20 protein-coding genes are annotated in these 18,302 nt (G+C 61.1%); 10 read left to right on the plus strand and 10 right to left on the minus strand.

The genetic code is table 11. From position 1 onward, the window contains the following. Positions 1-9 precede the first annotated feature (9 nt). Complete coding sequence (locus AC1UK9_RS07390; RefSeq protein WP_025110642.1) at positions 10-1,239, plus strand: hypothetical protein; 1,230 nt, start codon at positions 10-12, stop codon at positions 1,237-1,239. A gap of 103 nt (positions 1,240-1,342) precedes the next feature. Here AC1UK9_RS07390 and AC1UK9_RS07395 read toward each other — a convergent pair whose 3' ends face one another. From AC1UK9_RS07395 to AC1UK9_RS07410, 4 genes are all read right to left on the minus strand, one after another. After that, the gene (locus AC1UK9_RS07395; protein ID WP_025110641.1) at positions 1,343-1,720 is read right to left on the minus strand and encodes a YgaP family membrane protein; all 378 of its coding nucleotides are present in this window, start codon (positions 1,718-1,720) and stop codon (positions 1,343-1,345) included. An 82-nt stretch (positions 1,721-1,802) separates the two neighbouring features. Then, a complete protein-coding gene (locus tag AC1UK9_RS07400; protein WP_007911337.1) occupies positions 1,803-2,273 on the minus strand; it encodes an RNA methyltransferase in 471 nt (156 codons plus the stop codon). A gap of 189 nt (positions 2,274-2,462) precedes the next feature. After that, positions 2,463-2,834, minus strand: coding sequence for a YajD family HNH nuclease (locus AC1UK9_RS07405; protein WP_003222612.1), 372 nt, complete (start codon positions 2,832-2,834; stop codon positions 2,463-2,465). Positions 2,835-2,884: 50 nt separating this feature from the next. Continuing rightward, entirely contained in the window at positions 2,885-3,571 is a 687-nt protein-coding gene (locus AC1UK9_RS07410) for a spermidine synthase (protein ID WP_025110640.1), read from the minus strand. A gap of 80 nt (positions 3,572-3,651) precedes the next feature. Between AC1UK9_RS07410 and AC1UK9_RS07415 the strand changes: the two genes are divergently transcribed. Then, positions 3,652-3,936 carry a hypothetical protein gene (locus tag AC1UK9_RS07415; RefSeq protein ID WP_025110639.1) on the plus strand — a complete coding sequence of 95 codons (285 nt, stop codon included), beginning with the start codon at positions 3,652-3,654 and terminating at the stop codon, positions 3,934-3,936. On the opposite strand, the gene AC1UK9_RS07420 is transcribed toward AC1UK9_RS07415, so the two are convergent. Then, positions 3,933-4,406, minus strand: a complete 474-nt coding sequence (locus AC1UK9_RS07420) for a cyclic nucleotide-binding domain-containing protein (RefSeq protein WP_025110638.1) — start codon at positions 4,404-4,406, stop codon at positions 3,933-3,935. The genes AC1UK9_RS07415 and AC1UK9_RS07420 overlap by 4 nt on opposite strands. A 206-nt stretch (positions 4,407-4,612) precedes the next feature. Continuing rightward, the gene (locus AC1UK9_RS07425) at positions 4,613-6,667 is read right to left on the minus strand and encodes a S9 family peptidase (protein ID WP_482579778.1); all 2,055 of its coding nucleotides are present in this window, start codon (positions 6,665-6,667) and stop codon (positions 4,613-4,615) included. 234 nt (positions 6,668-6,901) lie between these two features. On the opposite strand from AC1UK9_RS07425, the gene AC1UK9_RS07430 reads away from it, so the two are divergent. Genes AC1UK9_RS07430 through AC1UK9_RS07440 form a run of 3 tightly spaced genes read left to right on the plus strand, consistent with a single transcriptional unit; the run spans position 6,902 to position 8,749 of the window. Then, complete coding sequence (locus AC1UK9_RS07430) at positions 6,902-7,399, plus strand: hypothetical protein (RefSeq protein WP_025110636.1); 498 nt, start codon at positions 6,902-6,904, stop codon at positions 7,397-7,399. A gap of 16 nt (positions 7,400-7,415) precedes the next feature. Next, on the plus strand, positions 7,416-8,192 hold the full coding sequence (locus AC1UK9_RS07435) for a class II glutamine amidotransferase (RefSeq protein ID WP_025110635.1): 777 nt from the start codon (positions 7,416-7,418) through the stop codon (positions 8,190-8,192). Between the two features lie 14 nt (positions 8,193-8,206). Further along, on the plus strand, positions 8,207-8,749 hold the full coding sequence (locus AC1UK9_RS07440) for a DUF2937 family protein (protein ID WP_482579779.1): 543 nt from the start codon (positions 8,207-8,209) through the stop codon (positions 8,747-8,749). 49 nt (positions 8,750-8,798) lie between these two features. Here AC1UK9_RS07440 and AC1UK9_RS07445 read toward each other — a convergent pair whose 3' ends face one another. After that, the gene (locus AC1UK9_RS07445) at positions 8,799-9,713 is read right to left on the minus strand and encodes a LysR family transcriptional regulator (RefSeq protein WP_025110633.1); all 915 of its coding nucleotides are present in this window, start codon (positions 9,711-9,713) and stop codon (positions 8,799-8,801) included. A 158-nt stretch (positions 9,714-9,871) separates the two neighbouring features. On the opposite strand from AC1UK9_RS07445, the gene AC1UK9_RS07450 reads away from it, so the two are divergent. The 4 genes from AC1UK9_RS07450 (at position 9,872) to AC1UK9_RS07465 (ending at position 13,610) form a co-directional block, all read left to right on the plus strand. Then, positions 9,872-11,158: an MFS transporter gene (locus tag AC1UK9_RS07450; RefSeq protein WP_025110632.1), complete on the plus strand. Its 1,287-nt coding sequence runs from the start codon at positions 9,872-9,874 to the stop codon at positions 11,156-11,158. 78 nt (positions 11,159-11,236) lie between these two features. Continuing rightward, positions 11,237-11,989 (plus strand): 5-oxoprolinase subunit PxpA, encoded by a 753-nt coding sequence (locus AC1UK9_RS07455; protein ID WP_025110631.1) that lies wholly within the window; start codon positions 11,237-11,239, stop codon positions 11,987-11,989. After that, entirely contained in the window at positions 11,986-12,690 is a 705-nt protein-coding gene (gene pxpB, locus AC1UK9_RS07460) for a 5-oxoprolinase subunit PxpB (RefSeq protein ID WP_025110630.1), read from the plus strand. Before AC1UK9_RS07455 ends, pxpB begins: the two co-directional genes overlap by 4 nt. Continuing rightward, positions 12,687-13,610 (plus strand): 5-oxoprolinase subunit C family protein, encoded by a 924-nt coding sequence (locus AC1UK9_RS07465; protein ID WP_025110629.1) that lies wholly within the window; start codon positions 12,687-12,689, stop codon positions 13,608-13,610. Before pxpB ends, AC1UK9_RS07465 begins: the two co-directional genes overlap by 4 nt. A gap of 92 nt (positions 13,611-13,702) precedes the next feature. Here the strand turns inward: AC1UK9_RS07465 and AC1UK9_RS07470 are convergent, their stop codons facing one another. The 3 genes from AC1UK9_RS07470 to AC1UK9_RS07480 all read right to left on the minus strand — a co-directional run bounded on the left by AC1UK9_RS07470 (position 13,703) and on the right by AC1UK9_RS07480 (position 17,050). Then, the gene (locus tag AC1UK9_RS07470) at positions 13,703-14,881 is read right to left on the minus strand and encodes a vWA domain-containing protein (protein ID WP_007911295.1); all 1,179 of its coding nucleotides are present in this window, start codon (positions 14,879-14,881) and stop codon (positions 13,703-13,705) included. Between the two features lie 25 nt (positions 14,882-14,906). Beyond that, positions 14,907-15,752, minus strand: a complete 846-nt coding sequence (locus AC1UK9_RS07475) for an AAA family ATPase (RefSeq protein WP_025110627.1) — start codon at positions 15,750-15,752, stop codon at positions 14,907-14,909. 221 nt (positions 15,753-15,973) lie between these two features. Continuing rightward, a complete protein-coding gene (locus AC1UK9_RS07480; protein WP_025110626.1) occupies positions 15,974-17,050 on the minus strand; it encodes a DUF748 domain-containing protein in 1,077 nt (358 codons plus the stop codon). Positions 17,051-17,177: 127 nt separating this feature from the next. On the opposite strand from AC1UK9_RS07480, the gene cysK reads away from it, so the two are divergent. After that, positions 17,178-18,152: a cysteine synthase A gene (cysK, locus tag AC1UK9_RS07485; RefSeq protein ID WP_473014773.1), complete on the plus strand. Its 975-nt coding sequence runs from the start codon at positions 17,178-17,180 to the stop codon at positions 18,150-18,152. The last annotated feature ends 150 nt before the right edge of the window (positions 18,153-18,302 follow it).

The raw sequence follows: 18,302 nt of genomic DNA on the forward strand, positions 1-18,302 counted from the left end.
GGAGTGTGTATGGCTGTGGGATTGCGGCGGGCGCTCGGCATTGGCCTGCTGGCGTTGAGCGCGCCGGTGTGGGCGGCAAAGAAGGTCGATCTGGACTACCACGTGCGTCTGTTGCCGCAAAGCGATCAGGCCGAGGTGCGCCTGACCCTGGCCAAAGGCGAAGCGGTGCGCAGCCTCGACTTCGACCTCGGTGATGGCAGCCATTACAGCGACTTCAAAGCCGATGGCCAATGGCAGCTGACCCCGGGCAAGCAGGCCCGTGGCCTCTGGCGTCCGACGGGCGACAAGGCCAGCCTGACCTATCGCGTCACCCTCAGCCACGGGCGCAAGAGCGGCAGCTTCGACACGCGCATGACCCCGAACTGGGCACTGCTGCGCGGTGATGATCTGGTACCGCCGGCCAAACTCGATCAGCAGGATGGCGTCGAGTTGGTGTCGCGTCTGCAATTCGAACTGCCCAACGGCTGGCAAAGCGTCGAAACCGCCTGGCCGCGCATCGGCAAGAACAAATTCCGCATCGACAACCCTTCACGCCTGTTCGATCGGCCGACCGGCTGGATGCTGGCCGGCCACCTCGGCAGTCGCCGCACGCGCCTGGGCGAAACCGAAGTCACTGTGGCCTCGCCGCAAGGGCAGGGCATGCGTCGCATGGATGTGTTGACGTTGCTGACGTTCATCTGGCCGCAGGTACAGGCTGTGTACCCACGGCATCCAGGCAAACTGTTGATCGTCGGCGCCAATGATCCGATGTGGCGCGGCAGTCTCGGTGCGCATGAATCGATTTATCTCAACACGCGTTTGCCGCTGGTCAGCGAAAGCGGCAGCAGTGCGCTGGTGCGCGAGCTGGCGCAGGTGTTCGGACGGATCAACGACGAGCAGCGCAGCGACTGGATCAGCGAAGGCTTTGCCGAGTATTACGCCATCGAGCTGGTGCGTCGTGCCGGGGGCATGAGCGATGAGCGTTATCAGGCGTTGCAGGCGAAGCTGACCAGGGACAGTCAGAAAGTCACGACCTTGCGCGGCGAGCAGCTCAGCCCGGCGCAGATGTCAAAAGCGGTGGTTGTGCTGCAGGAGCTGGATCGCGAGATTCGCCTGAAGACGCGGAACAAGCGCTCGCTGGATGATGTGCTGCGCGCAGCGATGCATTTGGGGACGGTGAGTACCAAGGCGTTTGTGCAACTGGCCGAGAGCGTTCTGGGCGAGCCCTCCAAGGTTCTTGATAGCGCGTTACTGCAGTGATACCGCCTTCGCGAGCAAGCCCGCTCCCACAGGGAAATGTATTTCAAACTGTGGGAGCGGGCTTGCTCGCGAAGAGGCCGGTAGCCTCACTGCAAGTTCAGGCTCAAACCCCGGCTTTGGGCGATTTCACCGAATCATTGCCAGTCACCGTCGCGGTGCTGGTCGCCGCCTCGGCATTGGCCTTCAGCTTGCTCAACTCTTCACCGGCGCGCTCGATCTTCGCCCGCACATTGTTCATGTCCTGACGGCTTTTCTCCAGCAGGCTTTTCACCGAGCTGTGTCCGGTGATGCCACGGGCCATCGCCACACCGCCAATCGCCACCTGAAGCAGGCCGAACACACCGCCACGGCGCAGGCCCTTGCCGACCATGATCACGCCACCGGCCAGGGATCCGATGCGCTCCCAGCCTTCGACGTTCTGTTCGGAACGGCTCTGGAACGGGGTGGATTCGATACGTTGGACGCGTTTGAGCTCGGTCATGATCTGTCTCCCAGGCAATGTGCAATAGATAGATAAGCTGACTGCCGCAACGGCCGGCTCGTTCCATCGGATGTGCGACGTTTCAGCGGAACTTCGGCCCCGAGCGGGTGTTCAGCCCCTTGGCCATGCGGTCGTAGAGTACGACGTTGACCGTGGCAGCGAGGTTCATGCAGCCGGTGGTCGGGATGTACACGACGTCTTCGCACCAGTCGCGGATCTCTTTGTCCAGCGAGCCGTCTTCCGGGCCGAAGATGTACAGCGCGCGGTCCGGGTGGGTGTATTCAGGCAGCGGACGGGCGCCTTCGACCAGTTCCACAGCAACCGGTACGCAGTTGAGCGGGAGGATCTTCTTCAGGTCGTCGATGCCGATCAGCGGGATGTCGTAGTGCACGCGCTTGGTGTCGGTGACGAAGTCGGCGGCGCGTTCATAACGCTTGCCGGTGTAGAACACCGACGCCACGCCGTAACAGCCTGCGGCGCGCATCACCGAACCGACGTTCTCCGGTGACTTGGGGTTGTACAAACCAATGCAGCTGTAACGTTTGTCTGCCACGAGCGGGGTGCCTTCGGGAAAAAGAGGGCGATTATACGGGGATTGGGGGAGGGCGGGCAGATTCAGGACTTGTGGTGGCTGTTCTGGCCTCTTCGCGAGCAAGCCCGCTCCCACAGAGGTCTCGGTCGTCAGAGGATCCTGTGGGAGCGAGCCTGCTCGCGAAGGGGCCAGTTCAGGCGCTGAAGATCTTCAGTCTTCTTTCTTCATAAGCCCGGCGAGGGCGGCAAACGGGTTATGCGTTGCCTTGGCAATCTTCGGCGTGCTCAGTGAGCCGTCACCAAAATACTGCTGGTCGGTGTAGCGCGAGTGTTCGTTGTCGTGGCAGTACAGGCACAACAGCTCCCAGTTCGAGCCGTCCTGCGGATTGTTGTCGTGGTTGTGGTCGCGGTGGTGCACGGTCAGTTCGCTCAGGCGCTTGCCGGAGAACTCACGGGCGCAGCGGCCACACACGTGCGGGTACATCTTCAGGGCCTTGTCGCGGTAGCCCATTTCCTTGTCGCGCTGGTTGTCGGCAAGGATGCGATCGAGCTTCGACGTGTTGGTCGGGGTGGACGAACTCATGGGTTCACCTTTGTAAAAAAGACTAATGACGGTTATGACGCCAGTTTAGCTCAGCCCTTGAGCTTCTCGGCAATCCAGATCGTATGGCGGGTGCCCTTGTTGCCGTGGGCGAAAACCTGGACTTCTTCAGCCTTGAAACCAGCCTTCTTCAATTTGTCGGAAAACTGCCGGTCAGCGCTGGCCGACCACACCGCCAGCACGCCTTTGGGCCGCAGGGCCTTGGCGCAGGCGTTGAGCCCGGCAGCCGAATACAGCCAGCTGTTGGCCTTCTGCGTCAGGCCTTCGGGACCGTTGTCGACGTCGAGCATGATCGCGTCGAAGCCATTCGGCTCGCTTTGCAGCACCTTGGCCACGTCGTCCTGACGGATCACCGTGCGTGGATCGAGCAGCGGCCGACCGGACTTTTCACCCAGCGCCCCTCGGTTCCATTCCACCACGCCGGGCACCAGTTCGGCGACCACCACTTCGGCGCTCTTGCCCAAGTGCTTGAGCGCCGAAGCGAGGGTGAAGCCCATGCCCAAACCGCCGATCAGTACCCGCGAATTCGGCCGTCCGGCGACCTTGCGGCATGGAATTTCGGCCAGCGCATCTTCGGAACCGTGCATGCGCGTGTTCATCAATTGCCCGCCGTCGCCGCCCTGGATCTTGATGACGAAATCCTCGCCATACTCGAACAGGCACAGGGCGCCACCGTTGTCAGGGATCGGCGTGGTGTCGAGCAGAACGAAACGTTTCATGGAAATCTCTACAAGGGGGAAGGCAAGCAGGCCCGTTGGGAGTAGCCTGAGCGCAGACTAGAGGCCAAACGGAGCCCTTGATGAAGCGCACCATTCTAACGGTCATTGCCCTGGCCGCGCTCACGATTACTGCAGTGCAGGCGCAGCAGACCATTCCGGTCAGCCCGACGCCGCAACCCGGGTCGCCCGGTACCGCAACGCCGACGCCGTATCCGCAAATCACCCCGATCAGCATTCCCAAGTCAGGTGCGGGCAGTGGCAGTCCGCCGCTGGTGCCGATCGAAATGCCCAGCCCGCCAAGCAAGGATCAACCGGTACCGGGTGTCGAACCGAGCGGCACCAAGGCCAAATCCCCCGGCGGCTAGATCTGCTGCGCCGCCAGTTGGCCGTCGGCCATGCGCAGGCGTTTGGACAGGGAGACAGCGAGGGCGCGGATGATCTTCGCGGCGATCTTCGGCGCGTCGTTGAGCATTTTTTCCAGCGAGTCCTTGCCCAGGTTAAGCAGTTGGCAGTTGCTCGCGGCGATACAGGTGGCCGAGCGCCGTTCGCCATCGAGCACGGCCATTTCGCCGAACGCCCGACCGCTGCGCAGGATGGCCATGGTCACTACCTGGCCATCGCTGCCGGTTTTCTGCACGGCCACCTGGCCGGTGTGGATGATGCACATGAAGCTGCCGGCATCGCCCTCGCGGAAAATCGCTTCGCCTTCTGCCACGGTGCTGATGCTGAAATAGCCCGAGGCCGCGGCAAAGTCCGCCAGTTGCAATTGGTCGAACAGGCCGCAGTCCATCAGCCAGTCGCGGATTTCGTTGTTCAGTAGGGTTGGTTCTGACATGTCATTGCAATCTTTTTGTTTTCACGGTTTTCAGGCACTACACGGACCGTTGTGGGAGCGGGCGTGCTCGCGAAGGCGGTGGGTCAGCCAATATCAGTCTTGACTGACCGGGCGCCTTCGCGAGCAAGCCCGCTCCCACAAAGGGGATCTGTGGTGTATCGACCACCGGGGTCTGGAATTAAGACCCAAGTGACCGACGGAGTTCCTCAGGCCAGCCCCAAAACCTTGAATACAAATGCATATTCGAGCGCTACGTCACGTAATCCCTGATAACGCCCGCTCATCCCGCCGTGTCCGGCACCCAGTTCGGTCTTGAGCAGCAGCAGGTTGTCGTCGGTTTTGGTCGCACGCAGTTTCGCCACCCACTTGGCCGCTTCCCAGTACTGCACGCGGCTGTCGTTGTAGCCGGCGATCACCAGCGTCGCCGGATAGGCCTGCGCGGTGACGTTTTCGTACGGCGCATAGGCCTTGATCCGCTCATAAACCTGCGGCTCTTCGGGATTGCCCCACTCGTCATATTCGGTGACGGTCAGCGGCAGGTCCGGGTCGAGCATGGTGTTGAGCACGTCGACGAACGGCACTTCGGCAATCGCCACGCCGAACAGGTCCGGGCGCTGGTTGAGCACCGCGCCGATCAGCAGGCCCCCGGCGCTGCCGCCGCTGATTGCCAGCTGCTCGGGCGTAGTGATGCCGTTGAGGATCAGGAATTCGGCGCAGGCAATGAAGTCGCTGAAGGTGTTGTGCTTGTGTTCCTGCTTGCCGGCGCGATACCAGGCCTCGCCCAGCTCACCGCCGCCACGCACGTGGGCGATGGCGAAGGCCATGCCGCGATCCAGCAGGCTCAGGCGTGCGTGGGAGAACCACGGGTCGAGGCTGGAACCGTAAGCGCCGTAACCGTACAAGTACAGCGGCACCGCTTTGCCGACCATTTCGCGTTTCATCACTAGGCTGATCGGCACCTGCGTGCCGTCCGGTGCGGTGGCCCACAGGCGTTGGCTGACGTAGGCGTCGGCGTCGAACGGGCCAAGCACCGGGGTCTCTTTCAGGACGGTTTGCTCGCCGGTGGCCAGCCTCAACTGGCGCACCTGCGCCGGACGGTTCAACGCTTCGTAGCGCAGACGGATGCGGTCGCTCTCGAACTCCAGGCTGTTTTGCACATAGAGGCTATAGGCCGCATCCGGCAATTGCACGCGATACGGCGTCAGGCCTTGCGGGTGAACCTCGATGACCGGCAAGCCACCTTCGCGCAGGCTCAGGGTCATGGCCTCGGCGTTGAGGGTCACGCCGTCGAGCATCACCGTGTCGCTGTGCGGGATCAGGTTCTGCCAGTCGGCTTCACTCGGCGCGACGCCGCTGTCCGGTGCCTGGTACAGGGCGAAGTTGATGCCGTCGCGGTTGGTGCGAATGAACCATGTCCACGCGCCATCGAGCATGCCGTGGTCGACGTCGTATTCGTGATCCTCGACCCGTGGCGCCAGGCAGGTGAAGGGCAGATGCGGCTGATGGGCATCCAGCGCCCAGACCTCACTGGTGGTCTTGCTGCCCAGGGTCAGCAGCAACTGCTGCTCGGAGCTTGCGCGGTAGCAATGCAGGAAGAAACGCCCGTCCGGCTCGTGGAACACCTCTTCGGCCGCGGTGCCGTCGAGGCGGTAGCGAAACAGTTTGTGCGGGCGGTGAGTGTCGTCGAGCACGCCAAAAAACAGCGTCAGACTGTCGTTGGCCCAGGTCATGCTGCCGTCGCAGTCCTCGAACTCCAGTTCGCTGACCTTGTCGCTGGCCAGTTCCTTGACGAACAGCGTGTAGATCTCATCACCCGAGGCGTCGACACTGTAGGCCAGACGCTGGTGGTCGGGACTGATGCTGAACGCGCCGAGGGAGAAAAAGCCGCCGTTGGCCAGCACGTTCGGGTCGAGCAGCAATTGCTCGCGGCTCTCGTCGAGGGTCAGGCTGTCGTCGGCGGGACGCGGGCAGCGGTAATGGCGGGCGTATTCGTCGCCAGCGGTGGTGCGCGTGTAATACAGGTACGGACCCCACGGCGAGGGCAGGGACAGGTCGGTTTCGAGGATCCGGCCCTTGATCTCTTCGAACAGGCTTTCGCGCAGGGAGGCCTGATCAGCGGTTTGCGCTTCCTGATAAGCGTTTTCGGCCTTGAGGTAGTCGAGCACCGCATCGGTGTCGCGTTCCTGCAGCCAGGCATACGGGTCGGCACCGGCAGCCTTGTGGGCGATCGGGGCGCTGCTGACGTTGGCGGATTGGGGCATGGAAGGCTCTCGGACAATGTTCGGAAATGGTGGTCGCCGCTCGTGAAACCACTGTAGATCCTGTGGGCGCGGGCTTGCTCGCGAAGGCGTCCTGTCAGTAAATATTTATTTGGCTGAGACAGCGCTTTCGCGAGCAAGCCGGCTCCCACAGGGATGGCAGCTGGCCGTCTGGCATTGGGACAAGCCTGGCGGGCGAAAAGTCGTTACTATAAGCGCCTCTTTGCCTGCCTTGCCATGGACACCATGACCGAGAACGACTATCTGATCGCCTGGGGCCTCTACGCCTTTGCCGCTGTAGGCTGCCTGTTGGTATGGATGCGCCTGACCCGCTGGATGTGGCGCTGGCTGCGTGAACCGCTGCGGGTGCTGATGGCAGTGTTGCTGTTCAGCCCGACCATCATTGACCCGGTGAAGGCCAAGGTCGCGCCGTCGATCGCCATCACCGCGCTGGACCTGGCTTTCAAGGTCGGCAACAACGCCTGGCGGGCGATTTCCGACCTGTTCATGTACGGCATGATCGCGTTCGGCATTTACCTGATCTTTGTGTTGATCCGCTTCCCGATCGAACGCGCCTCCCGCGCCCGTCGCGCGCAGGCCGAGGCCGCCAAGGCCGCAGCCCGTGCCGATGATCGCGACGACGATCAGCCGTTCGGCGGTGCCGGTGATGACCGCTACGGTCGTCCGCCGTTGCCGAACAATCCGCAGCGCATGCGGGTCGAGCCGCGTCTGTAATCCCGAGAGTCCGCACATGTGTGAATTACTGGGCATGAGTGCCAACGTGCCGACCGATATCGTGTTCAGCTTCACCGGTCTGATGCAGCGCGGCGGGCGTACCGGCCCGCATCGCGACGGCTGGGGCATCGCTTTCTATGAAGGTCGCGGCTTGCGCCTGTTTCAGGACCCGGCCGCCAGCAGCGAGTCAGAAGTCGCCAATCTGGTGCAGCGCTATCCGATCAAGAGCGAAGTGGTCATCGGCCATATCCGCCAGGCCAACGTCGGCAAGGTCTGTCTGTCCAACACCCATCCGTTTGTGCGCGAACTGTGGGGGCGCAACTGGTGTTTTGCGCACAATGGTCAGCTCGCCGATTTCACCCCGATCAAGAGTTTCTACCGCCCTGTGGGTGACACCGACAGCGAAGCGGCATTCTGCGATTTGCTCAACCGTGTGCGTGCAGCCTTCCCGGAACCGGTCGATATAGAGGTGCTGCTGCCGGATCTGGTCGCCGCCTGCGCCGAATATCGCAGCAAAGGCGTATTCAACTGCCTGCTCAGCGATGGCGACTGGCTGTTCTGCTATTGCTCGACCAAACTGGCACAGATCACCCGGCGCGCACCGTTCGGCCCGGCGCGGCTGAAAGATGTCGATGTGATCGTCGATTTCCAGGCGGAAACCACGCCCAACGACGTGGTCACGGTGATCGCCACCGAGCCTTTGACCGAAAATGAAACCTGGACCCGTTACGAACCGGGCCAATGGAGCCTGTGGCGACGCGGCGAATGCGTCAGCCAGGGCACGACCGAATAAAGGATCTCTCCTCGATGTTGCTCAGTTATCTACGGCTGGTGTTGTTTGCGGCGGGCCTGTTGATCGGTGTCCAAGTGCCGGGTTTCATCAACGATTACGCCAAACGCGTCGAAGCCCACCTGATCGAAGCACAGACCGGTCTGCGTGGCTTCCAGGGCACGGCCGAGCAGTTCTTCAAGGGCGACTTGCAGGCGTTGGTCGCGCATTACCGCGCCAGCGACGACCCGGTGTTTCGCAGCGATGCCGACAGCCTGAGCACCTTGCTCAACCGGCAGATTGCGCTGGATAAACAGTTCCAGGCCATGCAGGGCCCGTGGTACATCCGCTTCCTGCAAGTGGTGCTGGCCGCTGATCCGGACATTCGCCAGGAAACCTGGAACGGCTACAGCTATCAGATTCTGCTGACTCCGCAAGCGATGATCTGGGGCATTAGCGGCGCGTTGCTGCTGTCGTTCGGCATCGAGTGCCTGATTCGTCTGATTGACTGGGTGGTGCTGGGCGGCCGACGTTTGCGTCAGAGCCGGCCAATTGAAGACCGCGACGTGCGTGGTCTTTAAGGCTTGCGCCACCTATGGGGTGAGGGGATAAATCCCCTCACTACCAGTATCAGTCGGCGAGCGTGATGTAATTTTCACCGACCTTGCGTGCATATTCCCCCAGCACCTGCTGACACAGCGTCACAATCTCTTCGACCCATTCCACGCCAACTCGCCACGACACCACCACCTGCAAGTTCGGTGGCCGCTGGTCGATGTCGAGCAAAATCAGCTCACCCCGGGCCAGCTCTTCCGCCACCAGCACTGGCGGCAGCACACCGATGCCAAAGCCATCGCGCAGCAACCGGGTAATCGCCGACACCGAGTTCACGCAGTTCAAGCGTGGCGCCAGCACGCCGTTGGCCTGCATCAGCGCCAGCAGGTCCTGGTGCGGTCGGGAGTTTTTCGAGTAGGTGATGATCCGTTCCTGCGCCAGCTCGCCAAGGTCGGTGTAGTTGCGGTTGTAGATCGAATTGCTCGCGACGATCCAGCCCAGCGGATGGCTGGCCAGTTCCAGGCTGCGCACGCTCTCGTGGCGCACCAGGTCGGTTTGCAGAATCAGATCGAGAAAGCCTTTTTGCAACTGATCGCAGAGGTTGAGCGAAGTATCCGCCACCAGCTCGATTTCCACTCGCGGGTACAGGTCGGTCATCTGCGCCACCAACGGGCTGAGCCAGGTGTGAATCACCGTGTCCATCACGCCAATGCGCACCCGGCCGACCTTGCTTGAACGGGTTTCGATCGATTGCTTCAACGCTGACATGGTGTCGAGCATCTGCTCGGCGTAATCCAGCACTTTCAGGCCTTCGGGCGTCAGGCTGACACCACGGGAATCACGCAGAAACAGCTTCACCCCCAGCTCGCCTTCGAGCACCGCGATACGGCTGGAAATCGAGGCCTGAGTGGTGAACAGCTTGTCGGCGGTCAGGCGAAAACTCTTCAGCCGGGCGACCCAGACAAAGGTCTCGAGAAACTTCAGGTTCATGGCAACGGCTCGGGTGACAAATTTTTCTTATGCCTAAGGCGGGTTTTTATTCGTTGGACGCAGCAGGGCGGCGCGCCCAAAAATCGGCGCATCCGGTTCCCACGATAGGCGTCGTCGGAACTTCGAACAAGACCAATAAAAGCCTGCGGAGACTTGCCATGCGTGCGCCCGACACCCTCGACCTCCCCAAGAGTACGGCCCGTCCCGGGCCGTTCGACTGGTATCGCAACATCAATCAGCAAGAGCGTCGCACCTTCTGGAGCTGCAAGATCGGCTATGGCCTGGACGGTATGGACACGCAGATGCTCAGCTTTGTGGTGCCAACCCTGATCGCCATGTGGGGCATCACCACCGGGCAGGCCGGTCTGATTCACACCAGCACCCTGATCGCCTCGGCCATCGGCGGCTGGGTGGCGGGGATTCTCTCCGACCGCATCGGCCGCGTGCGCACCCTGCAACTGACAGTGCTGTGGTTCGCCTTCTTCACCTTCCTCTGCGGTTTCGCCCAGAGCTACGAACAGCTGTTGATCGCCCGCACCCTGATGGGCTTCGGCTTCGGCGGTGAATGGACCGCCGGCGCGGTGCTGATCGGTGAAGTGATTCGCGCCAAGGACCGTGGCAAGGCGGTGGGCATGGTGCAATCCGGCTGGGCCCTGGGCTGGGGCCTGACGGCGATTCTGTATGCGCTGTTGTTCTCGCTGTTGCCACCCGAAGACGCGTGGCGTGCACTGTTCATCCTCGGCATCGTGCCGGCGATCTTTGTGATCTTCGTCCGTCGGCTGGTGAAAGACCCGCAGATCTACCGCGAAGCCAAGGCTGCGCAAACCCCGGAGAACCCGGCAAAGTTCTACGAGATCTTCGCTCCCGGCATGCTGTTCACCACGTTCCGCGCTTCCTTGCTGACCACCGGGGCACTGGGCGGCTATTACGCGATCACCTCGTGGCTGCCGACATTCCTCAAGAACGAGCGCGGCTTGAGTGTGCTTGGCACCGGCGGTTATCTGGCGATGGTGATCGTCGGTTCCTACGTCGGCTACGTGATCAGCGCTTATCTCACCGACCTGTTGGGGCGTAAAAAGAATTTCATCCTGTTCGCCGTCGGCTCGTTCACCATCGTGCTGCTGTACACGCAGATGCCGGTCAGCAATGGCGTGATGCTGTGGCTGGGCTTTCCACTGGGCTTCTTTGCCTCGGGGATTTTCAGCGGCATGGGCGCGTTTCTCACCGAGCTGTTTCCCACGCGAATTCGGGGTTCCGGGCAGGGTTTCTGCTACAACATCGGGCGGGCGCTGGCGGCGTTGTTTCCGCTGCTGATCGGCCTGCTCAGCCAGACAGTGCCGCTGAGCGTGGGCATCGGCGCGTTCGCTGCGGTGTCGTACGGGGTGGTGATTCTCGCGGCATTGAGCCTGCCGGAAACCCGTGGCAAGCAACTGGATGCGCAGTAACTGATAACCTGCGGGGGCAGTGCCCAACGGGCATTTGTCCTACGGATAGAAAGACAAGAAGCTACAGGAGTGTTTACCGTGAGCCGCCTGTTATTGAACTGTGACATTGGCGAGAGTTTCGGCAGCTGGACCATGGGTCTGGACGCCGAGGTCATGCCCTACATCGATTGCGCCAACGTCGCCTGCGGGTTCCATGCTGGCGACCCAGGCATCATGCGCAAAACCGTGAGCCTGGCCCTGAGCCACGGCGTGCAGATCGGTGCGCACCCGGCCTATCAGGATCTGGTCGGTTTCGGCCGTCGCTCCATGGCGTATTCCGCACAAGAGCTGCAGGACATCCTGCATTACCAGATCGGCGCGCTCGACGGGATTTGCCGGGCGCAGGGCGGACGGGTCAGCTACGTCAAACCCCACGGCGCGATGTACAACGACATGATGGCCAACCCGGCGCAGTTGCGCGCAGTGATTCAGGCCGTCGCCGCTTACGATCGCAGCTTGCCGCTGATGCTGATGGCCACCCGCGACAATGCTTCGGCGCAACAACTGGGTGACGAATACGGCGTGACGCTGTGGTTCGAAGCCTTCGCCGACCGCGCCTACGACAGCGCCGGCAAACTGGTTTCGCGGCAACTGCCGGGCGCGGTGCACCACGATCCGCAAACAATCATCGAACAGGCCCTGACCATCGCCCGTGGCGGCGACCTCGTCGCCAGTGACGGCAGCGCGTTGCACCTGCAGGCCAACACCTTGTGCGTACATGGCGACAACGCCAGTTCGGTGGTTGCGGTGCAGCGCATTCGCGAGGCCCTGAATCAGCAGAGCGCGCCATGAATCCACGGATTGAAGTGGTGGCCCTGGACTGCCTGATGCTGCGCCTGTTCGATGAAATTGCCGAAGCCAATATGCCGTGGATGCTCGCCGCCAGTGAGCGCCTGCGGGCAGCGTTCGGCGCGCAGTTGATCGACTTGGTGCCGTCCTACACCACGTTGATGGTGCATTACGATTTGACCGCGCTGAGCCCGAATCAGGCCCGTGAATTGATCGCGCAAGCGCTGATCGACCTGTCGCCAAATGCGCGCACCGGCGGTCAGTGCCATGTGTTGCCAGTCTGGTACGACCTCAGTGTCGGCCCCGAATTGAGCTTGTTGGCGCAGCGCAGCGGTCTGGCGGTGGAAGAGGTGATCCGCCGTCACAGCGCGCGTGAATATCAGGTGTTCGCCCTCGGTTTTGCTCCAGGGTTCGCTTTCATGGGGCTGGTGGAAGAGCAACTGGCCGCGCCGCGTCTGGACACTCCACGCAAGAAGGTCGCGGCCGGCAGCGTCGGCATCGCCGAACGGCAGACCGCGGCTTACCCGGTGGTATCACCTGGTGGCTGGAACCTGATCGGCCGCACGCCAGCGAAACTGTTCGACCGCAATCGTGACGGCTACAGTCTGATGCAGCCCGGCGACACCGTGCGCTTCGAAGCGGTGAGTCACGCCGAATTCATCAACCTTGGCGGCGACGACACACCGCTGGAGGTGCTGGCATGAGCCGACTGTTGATTGAAGCGAGCACAGCGCTGTGTTTGTTGCAGGACGCCGGACGCTTTGGCGTGCGCCATTTGGGTGTAACCCAGGGCGGCGCAGCGGATTGGCGTTCGATGAGTTGGGCCAACTGGTTGCTGGGCAATGGCCTGGATGTGCCGGTGATCGAAATCACCCTCGGCGGGTTTGCCGTGGTTGCGCAGGAGGATTGTTTGCTGGCGCTGGCCGGCGCGGATCTCGGTGCGCAAATCGATGGGCAGGCGCTGGCGCCGTGGCGCAGTTTCAAACTGAGCAAAGGGCAGACGTTACGGTTCACCCAACCGCTGCTCGGTGCCCGGGCATATCTGGCGGCCCCCGGCGGCTTTGACGCGCCGCAGGTACTGGGCAGCAGTGCAACGGTGGTGCGCGAAGAACTTGGTGGTCTTGATGGTCTGGGATTGCCGCTGACCAAAGGGGCGACGCTGAACTATCGCGGCGAAACGCTGCAGGTGCGTGAAGTACCGGTAGCGTTGCGACCGGATCTGAAACTCGATACGCCGCTGGATCTGGTGCTCGGTGCACAGATCGGTCAGTTCAGCGGGCAGAGTCTGTTTGATGTGTTCAACAGTCAGTGGACGCTCGACAGTCGCGCCGACCGCATGGGCATTCGGCTGTTGGGCAAGGCGTTGCAGTATCAGGGCCGGCCGATGATTTCCGAGGGCATTCCCTTGGGCGCGGTGCAGGTGCCGCCGGACGGGCAGCCGATTGTGCTGCTCAATGATCGGCAGACCATTGGTGGGTATCCGCGGTTGGGGGCGTTGACGCCGTTGGCGCTGGCGCGGCTGGCGCAGTGCCTGCCGGGGGCGCAGGTGCGATTAAGGCCGGTGGTACAGGAAGTCGCGCACCGGGAGCACGTCGAGTATTTGCAGCGCTTTCGAAATAGCTAAGCGCTTCGCGAGCAAGCCCGCTCCCACACTGGAATGCATTCCCCCTGTAGGAGTGAGCCTGCTCGCGATAGCGTCCGTCCAGACGATGAAAATTATTTGGAAAGAAACCGCATCCCTTCTTCCAACCCGCGAAGGGTCAGCGGATACATCTGGTCCTCGATCAGATCCCTCACGATATTGGTCGACGAGGTATAGCCCCAGGTGTCCTTCGGATACGGGTTGATCCAGATGAGTTTCTTGTACTTCTCCATGAAACGCTGCATCCACACATAACCCGGCTCTTCGTTCCAGTGCTCGACGCTGCCGCCGGCCTGGGTGATTTCGTAGGGCGCCATGGCGGCGTCACCGATGAAAATCACTTTGTAATCGGCGCCGTACTTGTGCAGCAGGTCCTGGGTTGAAGTGCGCTCGGAGGTGCGGCGCATATTGTTCTTCCACACCGATTCATACACGAAGTTGTGGAAGTAGAAATACTCAAGATGCTTGAACTCGGTCTTGCAGGCCGAGAACAGCTCTTCGCAGATCTTCACGTGCGCATCCATCGAACCGCCGATGTCGAACAGCAACAGCAGCTTCACCGTGTTGCGACGCTCGGGACGCATCTGGATATTCAGCAGACCGGCGTCCTTGGCGGTGTGGTCGATGGTGCCGTCGATGTCCAGCTCTTCCGCCGCACCCTGGCGAGCGAATTTGCGCAGACGACGCAGCGCGACCTTGATGTTGCGCGTACCCAGTTCCACCGAGTCGTCGAGGTTCTTGTACTCGCGCTGATCCCAAACCTTTACCGCTTTGCCTTGGCGCTTGCCGGCATCGCCGACCCGAATGCCTTCCGGGTTGAAACCGCCAGAGCCGAATGGGCTGGTGCCGCCGGTGCCGATCCATTTGTTGCCGCCGGCGTGGCGTTCCTTCTGTTCTTCCAGACGCTTCTTGAACTCTTCGATCAGCTTGTCCAGGCCGCCGAGGGACTGGATCTGCGCGCGCTCCTCATCGCTCAGGGAGCGCTCGAACTCCTTGCGCAGCCAGTCTTCGGGGATCAGCGCCTGCAAGTGATCGTCGAGTTTTTCCAGGCCATTGAAGTAGGCGCCGAACGCGCGGTCGAACTTGTCGAAATGCCGTTCGTCCTTCACCAGGATCGCCCGCGACAAGTAGTAGAACTCGTCCATGTCGGCGAAGGTCACGCGCTGTTTCAGCGCGTTGATCAGGTCGAGCAGTTCGCGTACCGAAACCGGCACCTTGGCTGCGCGCATTTCATTGAAGAGGTTGAGCAGCATAACGATGGCCCCTGCTTACAAGTGCTTAGCGAGAGCCACGACGGCTCATGAACGCAAGGCGCTCAAGCAGTTGCACATCCTGTTCGTTCTTCACCAGCGCACCGGCCAGTGGCGGAATGGCTTTGGTCGGATCGCGCTCGCGCAGCACGGCTTCGCCGATGTTGTCGGCCATCAGCAGCTTCAGCCAGTCGACCAGTTCCGAGGTCGACGGCTTCTTCTTCAGGCCCGGCACCTTGCGCACATCGAAGAACACGTCCAGCGCTTCACTGACCAGATCCTTCTTGATGTCCGGGTAGTGCACGTCGACGATTTTCTGCAGGGTGGTGCGGTCCGGGAAGGCGATGTAGTGAAAGAAGCAGCGGCGCAGGAAAGCGTCCGGCAGCTCTTTCTCGTTGTTGGAAGTAATGATGATGATCGGGCGCTTCTTGGCCTTGATGGTCTCGTCGATCTCGTAAACGTAGAACTCCATCTTGTCGAGTTCTTGCAGCAGATCGTTGGGGAACTCGATGTCGGCCTTGTCGATCTCGTCGATCAGCAGAATGACGCGCTCTTCGGACTCGAAAGCCTCCCAGAGTTTGCCTTTCTTCAGGTAGTTGCGCACATCGTGGACTTTTTCATTGCCCAGTTGCGAGTCGCGCAGACGGCTGACTGCATCGTACTCGTACAAGCCCTGATGGGCCTTGGTGGTGGATTTGATGTGCCAGGTGATCAGCTTGGCGCCGAACGATTCGGCCAGTTGCTCGGCGAGCATGGTCTTGCCAGTGCCCGGTTCGCCCTTGACCAGCAGCGGCCGCTCCAGGGTGATGGCGGCGTTGACCGCCAGCTTCAGGTCATCGGTGGCGACGTAGGCCTGGGTGCCTTCGAACTTCATCTGCTAATCCTCGAACGGTAACGCCGACCTGCGCGGGCAGGGCGGGGGCGATAAAATCGGATGCACCGACTATAACGCGCAGCCCGGTCGACTGTGAACGCAGACGGCTTATTCAGTCTCTGAATGGGGCGTCACATGTTGACTCGGTTTCGGCCTGATGCCGAACATCGCCCTGGCGATGATTCATCCCCGATGGCTGCGAAGCAGCCCAAACGTCAAAACTAACCTGCATCCGGCTTCGGCCGCTCATACCGGGCATTGAATGCCTGTATGAAACCATTGCGCAAAATCTGCAAAAACGCTTCGAACGCGCTGATATTTTGCTGGTGCACGTTGCCGCTGAGTTCGACCTTGGTGGCGAACTGGTTTTTCGCCTGGTTCTTCAATACGGTTTCCGAGCCGCCGACGATGGCCTCCCAGACTGAGCGGAAGATGCTCTTGTCCTTGTTTTCCACATCCTGCTGCCAGTTGAACACTTCGACGTCGCGCAGCAGCGGTTTGATGTAGCCGCTGACCTGGGCTTTTTTCGCCTGGGCTTCGATAACCACGTCGCCGTGGCCGGCGTTGAAATCAAACTTGCCGTAGGCCGAGGCGAAGTCGTTCATGCGCTTGAGTTCGATATCGCGGGCGCGCAGGCGGAACTGGAAGTCCTCGAAGTTGCTCAGCGGGTCGAATGTCGCAGTGCTTTCCAGCGGTGCCTGGCCGAGCAGTTTGGCCTTGCCTTCGAAACGGGCGTCGCGCTTGCCCTGTTTGTCGACCACGTTGGTCAGGTTATAGATGCTGGCCTCGACGCTGGTGGCGTTCATGTTGACCGGCGGTTTGGAATTGAAATTGCGGAAACTGATTTTGCCCTCATGAATCTGCACTTCGTCGAGGGTAATCGGCAGCAGTTTGCCCAGTTGCGCACGCCAGTCGGTGCCTTTACCGGTCTGGGAATTCTGCTTGTTGGCCCCACCATCGACGAAGTTGACCTCGGGATTGAAGAACTTCACCTGCGCCACTACAGCATGGTCGTACCACAGCGAGTGCCAACTGACTGCCAGATCGATCACGGGCGCGTTGACGAACGGCACCGGCACCTTGCCGTCGACCTTGACGATTTTCAGCCCGTTGATCTTGTAGGCGCCGCGCCACAAGGCCAGATCGACGTCAGTGATCTGGCCCCGGTAATCGCCCATGTCCGCCAGTTTGTCGTTCAGGTAGTCACGCACCACGTAAGGCAGGGCGATGTGCAGGGCAATCAGCAACACAACGACGACGGCGAAAATCCCTAATGGCCAGCTGTAGCGACGCTTCATGGCGGCAATTCCCGAACGATGTAAGCGATTGACTGTTGCGTGACGCAGACGTTCGACCCGACTGGACTGCGCCAGGCAACAGGCATACCTTGGAAGGCTGAATTCAACGCTGCATAAGGACCCAGCCATGAGCCGTATTTTCGCTGACAACGCCCATTCCATCGGCAACACGCCGCTGGTGCAGATCAACCGCATCGCGCCGCGTGGCGTGACTATCCTGGCCAAGATCGAGGGGCGCAACCCCGGTTACTCGGTCAAGTGCCGGATCGGCGCGAACATGATCTGGGACGCCGAAAGCAGCGGCAAACTCAAGCCAGGCATGACCATCGTCGAGCCGACCTCCGGCAATACCGGTATCGGCCTGGCCTTTGTTGCGGCGGCCCGTGGCTACAAATTGATGTTGACCATGCCGGCCTCGATGAGTATCGAACGGCGCAAGGTGCTCAAGGCGCTGGGCGCAGAGCTGGTCCTGACTGAACCGGCCAAGGGCATGAAAGGCGCGATCGAGAAGGCCGCCGAAATCGTTGCCAGCGATACCGGCAAATACTTCATGCCATCGCAGTTCGATAACCCGGCCAACCCGGCGATTCACGAAAAGACCACCGGTCCGGAAATCTGGAACGACACCGATGGTGCGGTGGATGTACTGGTAGCTGGCGTCGGAACCGGTGGAACCATCACCGGCGTTTCGCGGTATATCAAGAATACCCAGGGCAAGCCGATTCTGTCGGTGGCGGTGGAACCCGTGTCATCGCCGGTGATCAGCCAGGCACTGGCAGGCGAGGAGATCAAGCCGAGCCCGCACAAGATTCAGGGGATTGGCGCCGGTTTCGTGCCGAAGAACCTCGATCTGTCGATGGTCGATCGGGTAGAGCAGGTCACCGATGACGAATCCAAGACCATGGCGCTGCGCCTGATGCAGGAAGAAGGGATCTTGTGCGGTATTTCCTGCGGCGCGGCGATGGCTGTAGCGGTACGACTGGCAGAGACTCCGGAAATGCAGGGCAAGACCATCGTGGTAATTCTGCCGGACTCCGGGGAGCGTTATCTGTCGAGCATGCTGTTCAGCGATCTGTTCACTGAACAGGAGAATCAGCAGTAAGCGAATTGATTCAGATCAGCCGGAGTTCAGGATCGTTATGCTAATAAATGCTTTGTTGCGCAATTCTTAACACTGAATCTTGGGTTGGGCGGGTTTTGCCCGAGGCCGGTAGTGTTTATCATGGCCGGCTGCCATGCCGAGTAATGGGCC

Source organism: Pseudomonas sp. AK-TSAG1-1, from assembly GCF_056821665.1.